General features: G+C 38.6%; 11 protein-coding genes. 10 read left to right on the forward strand and 1 reads right to left on the reverse strand.

The window, feature by feature from the left end; genetic code table 11:
- Positions 1-129: 129 nt before the first annotated feature.
- The 8 genes from M3166_RS00215 (at position 130) to M3166_RS00250 (ending at position 9,044) form a co-directional block, all read left to right on the forward strand.
- The gene (locus M3166_RS00215; RefSeq protein ID WP_251686450.1) at positions 130-666 is read left to right on the forward strand and encodes a DUF84 family protein; all 537 of its coding nucleotides are present in this window, start codon (positions 130-132) and stop codon (positions 664-666) included.
- A gap of 72 nt (positions 667-738) precedes the next feature.
- Positions 739-1,257: a hypothetical protein gene (locus M3166_RS00220; protein ID WP_251686451.1), complete on the forward strand. Its 519-nt coding sequence runs from the start codon at positions 739-741 to the stop codon at positions 1,255-1,257.
- 108 nt (positions 1,258-1,365) lie between these two features.
- The gene (locus tag M3166_RS00225; RefSeq protein ID WP_251686452.1) at positions 1,366-2,181 is read left to right on the forward strand and encodes a DUF1444 domain-containing protein; all 816 of its coding nucleotides are present in this window, start codon (positions 1,366-1,368) and stop codon (positions 2,179-2,181) included.
- Positions 2,178-2,792, forward strand: a complete 615-nt coding sequence (gene ytpR, locus M3166_RS00230) for a YtpR family tRNA-binding protein (protein ID WP_014823085.1) — start codon at positions 2,178-2,180, stop codon at positions 2,790-2,792. The genes M3166_RS00225 and ytpR overlap by 4 nt, the downstream gene beginning before the upstream one ends.
- A 210-nt stretch (positions 2,793-3,002) precedes the next feature.
- Entirely contained in the window at positions 3,003-6,176 is a 3,174-nt protein-coding gene (locus M3166_RS00235; protein ID WP_251686453.1) for a DNA translocase FtsK, read from the forward strand.
- A 145-nt stretch (positions 6,177-6,321) separates the two neighbouring features.
- On the forward strand, positions 6,322-7,620 hold the full coding sequence (gene murC, locus M3166_RS00240) for a UDP-N-acetylmuramate--L-alanine ligase (RefSeq protein ID WP_251686454.1): 1,299 nt from the start codon (positions 6,322-6,324) through the stop codon (positions 7,618-7,620).
- 391 nt (positions 7,621-8,011) lie between these two features.
- A complete protein-coding gene (locus M3166_RS00245; RefSeq protein ID WP_251686455.1) occupies positions 8,012-8,521 on the forward strand; it encodes a DUF948 domain-containing protein in 510 nt (169 codons plus the stop codon).
- Between the two features lie 40 nt (positions 8,522-8,561).
- Positions 8,562-9,044, forward strand: coding sequence for a YtxH domain-containing protein (locus M3166_RS00250; protein WP_251686456.1), 483 nt, complete (start codon positions 8,562-8,564; stop codon positions 9,042-9,044).
- 59 nt (positions 9,045-9,103) lie between these two features.
- Here the strand turns inward: M3166_RS00250 and pilM are convergent, their stop codons facing one another.
- Positions 9,104-11,245, reverse strand: coding sequence for a pilus assembly protein PilM (pilM, locus tag M3166_RS00255; RefSeq protein ID WP_251686457.1), 2,142 nt, complete (start codon positions 11,243-11,245; stop codon positions 9,104-9,106).
- Positions 11,246-11,422: 177 nt separating this feature from the next.
- On the opposite strand from pilM, the gene M3166_RS00260 reads away from it, so the two are divergent.
- Both M3166_RS00260 and M3166_RS00265 read left to right on the forward strand, forming a co-directional pair.
- A complete protein-coding gene (locus tag M3166_RS00260) occupies positions 11,423-12,508 on the forward strand; it encodes a bifunctional 3-deoxy-7-phosphoheptulonate synthase/chorismate mutase (RefSeq protein WP_251686458.1) in 1,086 nt (361 codons plus the stop codon).
- Positions 12,509-12,635: 127 nt separating this feature from the next.
- A complete protein-coding gene (locus M3166_RS00265; RefSeq protein ID WP_251689980.1) occupies positions 12,636-13,397 on the forward strand; it encodes a 3-hydroxybutyrate dehydrogenase in 762 nt (253 codons plus the stop codon).
- Positions 13,398-13,420 lie beyond the last annotated feature (23 nt).

Here is a 13,420-nt window from a genome sequence, read left to right on the forward strand (position 1 = left end):
GGATGCGAACTTATCGCATTCTTGTTTTTTAGTTGCGGATAATGGGTTTAACGTGACTTACATAAAAATCGGTAAACTATTTTATATAGGTATAGACCGTTTAAAAACGAATAGCTTGGAGATGAAATAATGAGAGTAGCAGTCGGATCGAAAAATAAGGCGAAATTAGGTGCCGTTGAAGCAATTGTCAAACAGTATTTCCCTGAAGCCACAATCGAAAATATGGAAGTGCCTTCAGATGTATCAATTCAGCCCTTCTCAAATGAAGAAACGAGACAAGGGGCGATCAACCGTGCACGTCATACAATGATGCTTACAAATGCTGATATAACATTTGGACTTGAAGGCGGCGTCGATGAAATCGAAGGAACAATGTATTGCTGTAACTGGGGGGCGGCTGTTTTGAAGGATGGGACAGTCATTGCCAGCTCAGGAGCTCAATTTGCCTTACCGGAAGAAATTGCACAGGAGCTTCGTATGGGCAAGGAACTCGGACCGGTGATGGACGTCTATACAGATAGCGAAAATATTCGCCATCATCAAGGAGCAGTTGGTATTTTTTCAAATAATTTAATCGACCGAAAAGAAATGTTTGAACATATTGTTAAGTTATTAGTCGGTCAAATCTTGTTTAAAATAAACAAAGAGCAATCGGACCGGATGTAGAGCACAATCGTTGCATTACGGCTCGAAAAATTATTATGATACTGATGGAACGTTTGAAAGAGAGGGAAAACAATGAGTCGTAAATGGATACATGCGTTTTTGCTTACTTCACTTGTTGTTATATTATCAGCATGCAGTCAAACAGTTGAAGAACAGGCACAAGCAGGGATGGAAAATGCTGAAACAATGTTTAGCAACGAAGCGAATGAAGCAAACAAAACGATTGGACATATAGAACTATACTTACCAAAAGGATATAGTATTGAAAAAGGAATCGATGAATTGAATTATACGATTCTGAACGGTAAAGATTCCTATATATTATTCGTTAATCAAAATGAACCGGAAGACAGTCAGTTACAATATGACTTGTTAAAGCAGGAAAACAAAAATGAAATTGTTGAAGAGAAAACATTCGAATCGGATGGACAATTCGGATTTTCTGCTGTCACAAAATTTCCTGAAGAGAAATATGAGCTGATCGTTAATTTAGGCGGCGTTAAGCTGTCGACTATTTCCGAGAATAAGAAAATTGAAGATAAAATCCAGGAAATGATGGAAATTGTGAAAACAGTGAAAGTGGTTAACTAGTTGAGGCGTTGAGTAAAGTAATCATATAGCTTTTTTGTTACAATAGATGAAGTAAATGGAACGGTTCACATTTGTGAGCCGTTTTTGATTAGATAAAGGAGTGGTTGAATGGAATCGAAACAGTTAGTAGCTGAACTGAAGACTAAGCTAGGTGAGGCAAACTTTACATTCACATTCGATGAAAAGCATGATAAATTACGTCTTGAACATAAAAAAATTGGACGAGGGATGGATATCTCTTTACCCGAAATTTTAACGAAGTACGAAAAGAAAAAACAGCAGGCAATTGATGAAGTAATTTATACAATTGAGCAAACATTTTTAGCGATGCAGCGGGAAAAAGAACAGGGTTTTGCCGGTCTTGCTTCTGTTTATCCAATTATCCGCTCAACATCCTTCCCTAAAAAGTCGAATGATGGTCATGCTTTTGTCATGACAGATCATACAGCGGAAACACGTATTTATTATGCGCTCGATTTAGGTACAACTTATCGTTTAATTGATGAGTCAATGTTGCCGAAATTAAATGTAACAGAGGAGCATATACGTGAAGCTGCACGTTTTTCTGTAAAAAAATTGCCGACTTCTGTTAAACGTGATGAAGTTTCCGGTAATGTTTATTACTTTTTAAATCAGAATGACGGTTATGATGCAAGCCGTATTTTAAACGAAAGCTTTTTGAAAGAAATGGAAAGTCAAATTGAAGGCGAAATGACGGTATCTGTCCCGCACCAGGACGTATTAATTATTGGTGATATTCGGAATGAAGTAGGGTATGATGTATTAGCGCAGATGACGATGCATTTCTTTACAGTTGGCGCGGTTCCGATTACGAGCTTGTCATTTGTATATGAAAACGGTCATTTAGAACCAATATTTATTTTAGCGAAAAACAAAGTAAAAAAGGAGCAAGAAGAAAAATGAAAGTAGCTTACAACAAAGCACATGTAGGAGATGTCCTATTAGTTCAATTATCAATGGAGCCAATCGTAAAAACAGCGATGGATCGCGCTGGCGATGTAGCCATTTTAAAAGAAGAGACAACTGGTGAAGTGAAAGCATTTAACCTTTTTAATGCTAGCAAGTACGTAGAACTGGATGTTGCAGGGAATGTGGAAGTAACACCGGAACTTGTAGAGAAAATAGAAGCAGCTTTAAAAGCAAATGGCGCAGAAATTTCTCTAGATGTAGACTTCTCACCAAAATTTGTAGTTGGCTATGTTGAATCAAAAGAAAAGCATCCAAATGCAGATAAACTAAGTGTTTGTAAAGTAAACGTTGGAGATGAAACATTACAAATCGTATGTGGAGCACCGAATGTTGACGCAGGCCAAAAAGTAGTTGTAGCTAAAGTTGGCGCTGTTATGCCTTCTGGTCTATTGATCAAAGAAGGTAACTTACGCGGTGAAGATTCATTCGGTATGCTTTGCTCTGCACGTGAACTAGCAATTCCAGGCGCACCTGAAGTAAAAGGTATTTTAGTGCTGGAAGATTCTGCAGAAGTAGGAAGCCCATTCGAGGTTCCAACTCGTTAATAAGTACGATAAGTTAGTATGTTGAGCTGAGTCTCTCATACTAACTTTTTTTTATCCTTAAAAATATCAGCGACAAAGCGCATTTACCCGGCAAATATGATATGCTTTTGAGGTGTATATTATTTATACACAGCAATTTAAATAAGAATAAAGACCGTTGCAAATAGTGGAATTTGTACGGCAATGTTTTTAAGGAAAGAAGTGGTATTTATGAGTTGGATTAAAAATAAATTTAATAAGCTATTTAAAATGGATTCAGATGAAGAATATGATGAGTATGATGATTCTCCAAAAATGGATGAAATAGATCAAACAAAACAATCACAAGCGCAGCAAAATTATTATGAAGAACCTGATGCGCCGAAAAAAGCATTCCGTTTTCCTTTAATAGAAGATGATTATGAAGAAACAGTTAAGCAAGAAAATGAGCAGCGACAAACGACGCGCTTTTATGATGATGATAAGGAAGAACTGACATTACCAAATTATTTGCAAAAGCATACAGCCAAGGAAGTATATGAAGTCGAAGTATCCGGTATACGAGATTTACTGGAACGCCGCCGCAAAGGGAAAGGCCACACAAATGTCGTGCATACAAGAGATCCTGTACGACGTTTACCGAATTTAAAAGAAGAACGGGAAGCGATACGTCACAATAAGCCTGTACGCGCAGAAAGAACTGAAAATAAACAAATTTTAAAACCGATCGAAATTAGGAAACGTTTTATTCCTACCGATGTTCCGTCGCCTGTACATGGTTTTAAAAAGCCGTCATCAATTGAAAAATTAATTGAAAAGCAGCAGGATGAAAAGCTTAAAAATGAAGAGCACGAACATAAATCACTAATTGAACCAGAACATAATGAAACGGCAGAACAGCCGACTGAACCGGTTGATGTACAACCAAATGAGGAAGAACAACAAGCTGTAACAAATTATGAACAAGAAATACATGAGCCTTATTCAGAAGAAGAAATTGCCCAAACTGAACCACTTGAATCAGAACCTGAACTTGCCCCTGTGAATGAGGAAGAATTGATCGAAGTCGAAAATGACGAATCAATTGAAGAAGACAAGCAACCGGTGAAAGAAGAGGTGCTTGAACAACGGACAGAAGCAGTTGTCGAAATAGAAGATGAAGCGGAAGAAGTAGTGAAAGAGGAACCTTCCGTTGCAGAAACAATCAGTGATGTACAAGTGAAGCATGTAACAATTGAAAATTCGACAATACACATCGGTCAATTAAATGTGGAGCAAATGCCTCCATCTGAAGAAGCCATTGTAATTGAAGAGAAGAAGGAAGAAACGGATGCAGTACAGCCAATCAGTACGAGAAGCCGTGTTCCTTTTAATGTGGTGATGCTGAAGTCAGACAAGCAAAAACTGATGACGAAGCAATTTGTTGAACAGCAGTTAAGCATGCAAAGTAAAAAAAATAAACTAGACGAAGTAAAGCAAGAAAACATTATGAATCCGGTTGAAGAAACTAATGAAGTTCATACTGAACTAGAGGATATAGTGCAACATGAAAAGAATGATGAAATAGAAGCTGTTAAAAAGGAAGCTCAGTTATCTCAGAATGAAGTACGACCTGTACAGGAAAATGCTGAAATCATTACTTTTAACGAACAGGTTGTGAAGCATGAACCGACTAATCAGTATGAAGAGGAAACGATGAGGGTACCTATTTCTACATCTATTGGGTTGTTGGAACGTGAATCCGATATACCTGCAAAAGTAGAAGAGTTATTAGAAGTAGCAGCGACTACGGAAGCAGTAGTAGAAGAAGTTCCAGAAACGCTGAACGTTCAAGAAGTACCGGAAATCCAAGAGGTAACAGAACTTCCGTCAGTTGAAGAAGAGGAAGAGCCAATTGTTGAAGAAACAGCAGACGTAAAAGCACCTTCTACTCAAGAAGTGATAGCAGAGGAAGCTGAGACCGTAATAGAAGCACCTCCAGTTAAAAGGATACCTTATGTAAAGCCACCTCTTGAATACTTAGTACCGCCGGAGGAAATGGTGGAAGACCGCGACTGGATGGATGAACAAGGCGAAAATTTAGTGGAAGCACTATCCCATTTCCAAGTTCAGGCGCAGATTGAATCGATTGTCCAAGGACCGGCCGTTACACAATTTGAAATTACAGTAGGGCACGGGACGAAGGTAAGCAAAGTCCGCAATTTAACGGATGATATTAAATTGGCATTAGCTGCAAAAGATATTCGAATTGATGCGCCAATTCCGGGGAAACGATCGATCGGTATTGAAATTCCAAACCGGATTTCTCGTTCGGTGCGCCTATCAGAAGTGACAGAATCAGCTTCGTTTAAAGATTCAGATTCCCCATTGGAAGCAGCACTTGGTTTGGATTTAACAGGAAAGCCAGTCACAATCGACTTACGGAAAATGCCGCATGGTCTGATCGCCGGTGCCACAGGATCGGGTAAATCGGTATGTATTAACTCGATTTTAGTCAGCCTGCTGTATAAAGCAAATCCGAATGAATTAAAACTTATGCTGATTGACCCGAAAATGGTAGAACTGGCGCCATTTAACCATATTCCGCATTTAGTCAGCCCTGTTATTACAGATGTTAAAGCAGCGACTGCAGCGTTAAAATGGGCAGTTGAGGAAATGGAAAGACGTTATGAGTTATTTATGCACAGCGGTGCACGTAAAATAGAAGCATATAATAAAATGTGTGATGCAAATGGTATGTATGCACAGAAGCTTCCTTACTTATTAATTGTCATCGATGAGTTGGCAGATTTAATGATGATGTCCCCACAAGATGTGGAAGACAGCATTGTACGAATTACGCAAAAGGCCCGTGCTGCAGGAATACACTTAATTGTTGCTACACAGCGCCCATCAGTAGATGTTATAACTGGTCTGATAAAGTCCAATATTCCAACGCGTATCGCCTTTTCAGTATCATCACAAATCGACTCTCGCACAATTTTGGATTCACAGGGTGCAGAACGATTGCTGGGACGCGGAGATATGCTATATTTAGGAAATGGAATGTCGGCTCCAACCCGTATTCAAGGTACATTTGTAACAGATGATGAGATCGAAGAAATTATCGAGTATGTACGTGAACAAGGAGAGCCACAATATATTTTTAAACAGGAAGAATTATTAAAACGCTCAGAAACAATAGAGGAACAAGATGAGTTGTTTGAAGAGGCATGCCGATTTGTGTTTGAACAAGGCTCAGCATCGACATCACTTTTACAACGCCGTTATCATATTGGCTATAATCGAGCAGCTAGATTAATCGATATGTTAGAGCGACATGGTTATGTTTCAGAACCAAAAGGAAGCAAACCGAGAGATGTATATATTACAGAAGAAGAGCTGTTTGAGCAATTCGGAGGCTAAAGCACAGCAAGTTGAACAATTAAAAAAATTAGAATTGTCGTTCAATTATCGTAACGTGTATTTAGTGCTATAATGTAGGCATACTTTGAAACAATAAATTGATAATTCAATGGGGTCTTCGTATCCTAGGAGGGTTTTATAAATAATGACACGCTATCATTTTACCGGTATTAAAGGTTCAGGCATGAGTTCCCTGGCGCAAATTCTATTTGATGCAGGAGAGCAAGTTCAAGGTTCCGACTATGAAACATACTATTTTACGGAGCAACCATTACGTGACCGAGGAATAGAAATTTTAAATTTCGATGAAAACAATATTAAAGAAGGTTTAACAGTTATTGCAGGGAATGCGTTTAATGATGATCATCCAGAATTAGTGCGTGCACGCGAGTTAGGTGTTGAGGTCATTCGCTATCATAAGTTTTTAGGTGAATACAGCAATCGCTATACTTCAATTGCCATCACAGGTGCACATGGTAAAACGTCTACGACTGGTTTAATGAGCCATGTTGTAGGCGGTTATATGCCGACATCGTATTTAATCGGTGACGGTACTGGTTCAGGTAAAAAAGATGCTTCATATTTTGTTATGGAAGCATGTGAATACCGTCGCCACTTTTTAGCGTACCATCCGGATTATGCAATTATGACGAATATCGATTTTGATCATCCGGATTATTTCACAAGTATTGACGATGTATACGATGCTTTCCAACAGCTGGCTTTACAAGTGAATAAAGCAATCATTGCCTGCGGAGATGATGAACAGCTTCAGAAAATTCAAGCCAATGTACCAGTTGTCTACTATGGTTTTGATCCTGCTAATGATTTTTCTGCGCGTAATATCGTAAAAACATCGGAAGGTACGGAATTTGATGTTTATGTACGTAATGAGTTTTACAGCAAATTCTTTATCCCGCTATTCGGTGACCATACGATTTTAAACTCTTTGGCGGTGATTTCACTTTGTCATTATGAAGGGGTTCCAGCAAAGCTGATTCAAGAACGCCTTAATACTTATGGCGGTGTAAAACGTCGATTTACTGAAACAAAAGTGGGTAATGCAATTTTAGTGGATGATTATGCACATCATCCAACAGAAATTGCGGCAACTTTGCAATCAGCGCGACAAAAATATCCAGATCGTGAAGTTGTAGCTGTATTCCAGCCTCATACTTTTACTCGAACTAAAGCATTTTTACAAAATTTTGCGGATAGTTTAAGCGGTGCCGACACAACCTACTTATGTGATATTTTTGGTTCAGCACGTGAAAAACAAGGAGAGCTTTCGATTCATGATTTAGCAAACTTAATCGATGGCTGTACTGTGTTAACAACCGAAACAGTTGATCAACTTAAAAAACATGAAAATGCCGTATTCCTGTTTATGGGAGCGGGAGATGTTCATAAATATCAAGATGCCTTTGAAGCAATTTTGAATTAATTGAAAAACAGCTTAACCTAGAAGTAAAAGGATAAGCTGTTTTTCCATACATAAAGTGAAACTCCAATCAGCAGGTTGTTGTCTTCATCCCCTAGGGATACGACCAACATCGTGTTGGCCCAAAGCAACCGGATTTTCCGTTAATGCGGGACAAATGATAGAACTTCTATTTATAAAGGGTTTTATTCATCAAGAGATTGGGGAATATGAAAGCATGGACAAAATGGCCATTCGCCTTTAGTGAATAAATAAATAACAAATTAACAGTATTCACGTAAGAAAAGCTTGTATTTCGTGAGGTTTTTTCGGAAAAAATGCTTTTCTAGGAAAAGGATTGTCGCAATTTTTGTCGAATGTAATAAATGGAACAAGATAGAGGAGGTTATATTTGATGGAAGTATTACTTTATATTGCGGCATTAGTGGCTGCAATCGGATTTTTAGTCCTATGCGTAAGTATTGGTATGACATTGTTTTCTGTTAAGAATACATTAAATTCAATTGCGGGAACTGTTGCCGGCATCGAAGGACAAATGGAAGGCATTACACGTGAGACGACAAGCCTGCTTACAAAAACAAATGCACTGGCAGATGATATTTCAGATAAATCGGAGAAGTTAAATTCAGTAATGCATGCTGTAAAAGGTGTTGGGGATTCTGTGAATAATTTGAATTCATCAGTTCAACGTATTACAACATCGATTTCAACAGAAGTGCATAAAAACGAAGACAAGATTGCGCAAGTCGTACAATGGAGTAATGTAGCGATGGGGATTGCAGACCAATGGCGTCAGCGCAAGCCGATTAATGAAGAAGATATCATTTATACGAGTACTAAAACAAATGAAACACCACCAAATTTAGGCCAGAAATCAAAGTTTGGTTTCTTAAAACGCAAGTAAAAGGGAAAATGACATTCAATAACAAGGGGGAGTTTTTAAAATGGAAGAAAAACGCGTAAATTATGATTATAACCGATTAAATGATTCGATTTATGATGATGAAAAAGTTCACGTTAAGGATTTTGTTATCGGCGCATTAGTAGGCGGTATTGTCGGTGTAGCGACAGCTTTATTACTTACGCCTAAGACAGGCAGTGAAATGCGTAATGATGTTGCGGTACAAGCTGTCACATTAAAGGATAAGAGCATTGAGCTTTCTGGCACGGCAAAGGAGAAAACGGCACAGCTATCGACGCAATTAAAAGAGCAATCTTCTTCAATTGTTGAAAAAGTGAAAGCGAAAACAGCGAAACAACCACCAGTTATGGATGATGGAACTGCTTCATCAGAAGGTGAGGAACCATTACCATTGGATAAAATGGTAGATGAAGAAGTACTTGCTGCTGAAGCTCCGGATCCGGATAGCGTAAATACAGACCCGGATATCGCACCAAACTCAACACGCCATACAGATGTACAATAATAAGAAAAACGGCTCCCCAAAAAATATTGGGAGCCGTTTTTTTATTATTCCACAACCGGTTAATCGGTAAGCTGAATTTCAAGTTGGTCGCCACCGAATATTTCAGCATCAAATGAAGAAGGCGCACCATTACGTAAAATCACAAAAGACCCTTTAAATGACGCAGGAAGCTGCCAGTCGGAAAACCGAAAGACATCTTGATAAATCCATTTGCTTGTATCTTTTTCGATAATATTAATTGTAGCCCCATTCGGCACTGTTGCTTCACGTTGGACTACTTGACCGTTTACAGAAAACTCACGGGCCACCTTTACAAGTTCGACTTGTTCATGCTGGAACTCTACAATCGCCTTTTCTTCCAACAACAAATTCAAATGTGCTGCAATTTGTTCAGCTGTAGGTAAATGACGCTGTTCGAATGTAATGATATCTCCACTTTGAATAGGGTAATGCAGTTTCCCCGGCTTTCCGTTAATGAAAAGCTGTGATGAAAAATCAGGGAACGATACAGGTTTCCCATCGATATGAACAAAATATGATTGGAATTGCTGCATATGCACAGAATGGTTCATAGATTTCAATACATCTTCCAACGTTTCGATTGTTTCGACGACAATTAAGTCTCGATCCTGTAAAGGTGTATCCAATTTTGCGATTTGACCGTTTACAAATACTTTCGGTTCAATAGTGTATTGCTTTTCTTGAATTATCACAGTTTTTACGGATGCATGGTCAATAATATCCCCTATAGTAACAGATGCGGCTGTCCCATCTTTTCCGGGAATCAGCTCTATTTGATCTCCATTTTGAATATGGGATTTAATCGAGGCATTTTCACCATTCAATATGATCTGTGCCGGCTGTCCATGCTCACCTGGCACGAAAACATTTTGACCGTTCACTGTAATCGACAAACCGTGTCCGGGTTTGCCGTATAATTGTTTTGCTCTGACGTTCGCAGCCAAAAATGCATCACCGACTGTCATTTCTTTCAACTCAAATAGTCGTACAACTTGTTCATTTACTTGAATTGACATGTAATGGATCGGTGATTTTTGTGCGGCAATTGCAATTCCAATCGGTGTCACAAGCTCAGGTGTTGCAGCAATATGTTGAGCCCGTGTTAAATTCTGAATGGCACTCACATCACGTACCGCTACACGGTTAGACGGCAAATTTAATGTTTTGCCGAGCTCTTCCGGCAAGTGGGGTGTTAAACTCCCGCCCCCAACTAACATGACCGCTTTTGGAGGGGTGTTATTATTTAACCGTAGTATTTCGTCGCCAATGGACTTCGCCAAATTTTCAATTGCTGGATATATTGCCTTGATTACTTCTTCACGAGGAAAATATTCGTCAAATCCCAAAATATCCTGAATGAGAATTTCCTCACTCGTATGCAATTGGCGCTTTGCCATTTCAGCGACCGGAAAGTCCAGCAAATAGTGGTCACTTAAACTTTCGGTAATTTCATCACCAGCAGTCGGCACCATTCCGTATGCTACAACCGTACTTTTGTCTGTAATGGCAATATCCGAAGTTCCGGCACCAATATCAACAAGTGCCACATTCAAGCGGCGCATGGAAGGAGGAATAAGTACATTAATCGCGGCAATCGGTTCTAACGTGAGGGCTTCCATTTCCAAATTGGCTCGTTTTAATGCAGCTAGCAATGATTCCACGACAACGCGCGGCAGGAAAGTGGCAATCACTTCAACGGATGCTTCATCACCTTGCTGATCGAGGAGGCTCCCAATTTCTTCTCCATCCAAACGGAAATATAAAACGGAATAGCCAACACAATAATAATGGTTATTTTTTGTATCTTCTTTATGAAGCAATAATTTTTGCTGAGCCTGTTGAACGGCTTGAAGTTCTAAGCGGTTAATATCTTCATCAGTAAAGATCGGTCGGTTTTTAATAGAAATGGAAACACTGGCCTGTTCGGTTTTTAATGCACGCCCGGCTGCTGCTACACTCACTTTCTCCAAAGGACCGTGAGTTTCTTCCAATTTCGTCTTAATTTCCTGTATAAGCTCCGCTACATACAGGACGTTATGTATTTGGCCATCAACCATTGCACGTTCTTTATGTTCTTTTACTAAAATATCGGCGACATGGTATGTATCTGTATGCTGCTCTAAAATAATACCGACAACGGAGCGTGTTCCGATATCAAGTGCGAACAATTTGTTTGCCATATGAAAACGCTTCCTTTCTATTATTATCACAATATACTTTAACGAGTTGAAGCGCTAAATTAAAAATGCGTGACAATCTACAATAGTTTGATTATAATAAGATTATTACTTAAAAATGTATCATACTTTTTATTTATCTGAAAGTGCCGGATACGCAAAGAAGAGGGGTAGAGGAATATGCATCAACAAGATTTAGAAAGCTTACGTAGCCAGATTGACAGCTTGAACTTAGAAATTTTACGTTTAATTAATGAACGTGCATCAGTAGTAGAAGAAATTGGTAAGATTAAAGAGAAGCAAGGTGTCAATCGCTATGATCCGTTACGCGAGCGTCATATGCTTGACTTAATTAAAGAAAACAATAACGGCCCGTTAAATCAAATGACGGTTGATTATATTTTTAAACAAATCTTCAAAACAGCGCTTAAACAATTAGAAGCAGAAAAGAAAAAAGAATTACTCGTTTCACGTAAAGAAAAGTCAGAAGATACTGTCATTAATGTTAATGGTGAATTAATCGGTACAGGTGCTCCTTCTTTCGTATTTGGACCATGTGCGGTTGAGTCGTATGAACAAGTTGCTGCAGTAGCTGCAACAATTCAGGAAAAAGGATTAAAATTAATCCGCGGTGGTGCATACAAACCACGTACATCTCCGTATGATTTCCAAGGCCTAGGTTTGGACGGCCTTAAGATTTTAAAAGATGTTTCTAAAGAATACGGTTTAGGTGTTATTACAGAAATCGTAACACCTGCTGATTTAGACCATGCATTAGATTACATCGATGTAATTCAAATCGGAGCTCGTAATATGCAAAACTTCGAATTATTAAAAGCAGCTGGATCAACGAATAAGCCTGTCTTATTAAAACGCGGTTTAGCAGCGACAATTGATGAGTTCATCCATGCAGCAGAGTACATCATGTCAAAAGGTAATGAAAACATTATTTTATGTGAACGCGGTATTCGCACATACGAAAAAGCAACTCGTAACACATTAGATATTTCGGCAGTTCCGATTTTAAAACAAGAAACACATTTACCGGTTATGGTAGACGTGACGCACTCTACAGGCCGTCGTGATTTATTATTGCCATGTTCAAAAGCTGCAATCGCTATTGGAGCTGACGGTGTAATGGCAGAAGTGCATCCAGATCCATCAATCGCATTATCGGATCAGCAACAGCAAATGGATATCCCGACATTCAATGCTTACTACGATGAACTTTTAAAATTCATGAAACAATACGAAGTGTCAAAATAAACATTAATAAGCCCATGTTGAGTCAATTCAACATGGGCCTTTATGTATTTCTGCATGTTTTAATTTGACGAATAGTAGTGTAATAAATTACAATTTTTTCTAAATACCTTATATAAGGGGGAATGACATAGTGCAAAAAATTGCGTTAATCACGGGGGCTGCACAAGGAATCGGCTTTGAAATTGCTAAAGAGCTTTCAAACAATGGGATGACAGTTATTATTTCAGATAAAAATGAAGAAAGACTGAAAGAAGCAATTACAGAACGACCGGATTTAAAGTATTTACTTTGTGATGTCAGCGATGAAGACCAAATTAAAGAAACAATCGATACAGTTATTTCGCAGTTTGGTGCACTACATGTCATGATCAACAATGCTGGTTTCCAACATGTATCCATAATAGAGGAATTTGATACGGAAGTTTTTGAATTGATGCAGAAAGTAATGGTTGTAGGGCCTTTTATTTTTATGAAGTATGCATTACCTATTATGAAACAGCAAAACTTTGGCAGAATAATTAACATTGCGTCCATCAATGGTTTGGTCGGTTTTGCAGGGAAAGCCGGCTATAATACCGCTAAACATGGTGTTATTGGTTTAACTAAAGTAGCAGCACTTGAAACGGCAGCAAACGGAATTACAGTAAATGCAATTTGTCCCGGCTATGTTGATACGAAATTAGTTAGAAATCAATTTCAGGATTTAGCGAAAACACGGAATATAGCGGTTGAAGATGTATTGGAGCAAGTACTCTATCCTTTAGTGCCACAAAAGCGCTTAATTGATGTTTCCGAAATTGCAGCGTTAGTCATCTATTTATGCAGTGATGCAGCAAAAGGGATGACAGGACAGGCGGTTGTATTGGATGGAGGATACACCGTTCAATAAAAAAATAGCGAATTTAAACAAGT

The sequence above is a fragment of the Solibacillus isronensis genome, assembly GCF_023715405.1.
Taxonomy (GTDB): Bacteria; Bacillota; Bacilli; order Bacillales_A; family Planococcaceae; genus Solibacillus; species Solibacillus isronensis_B.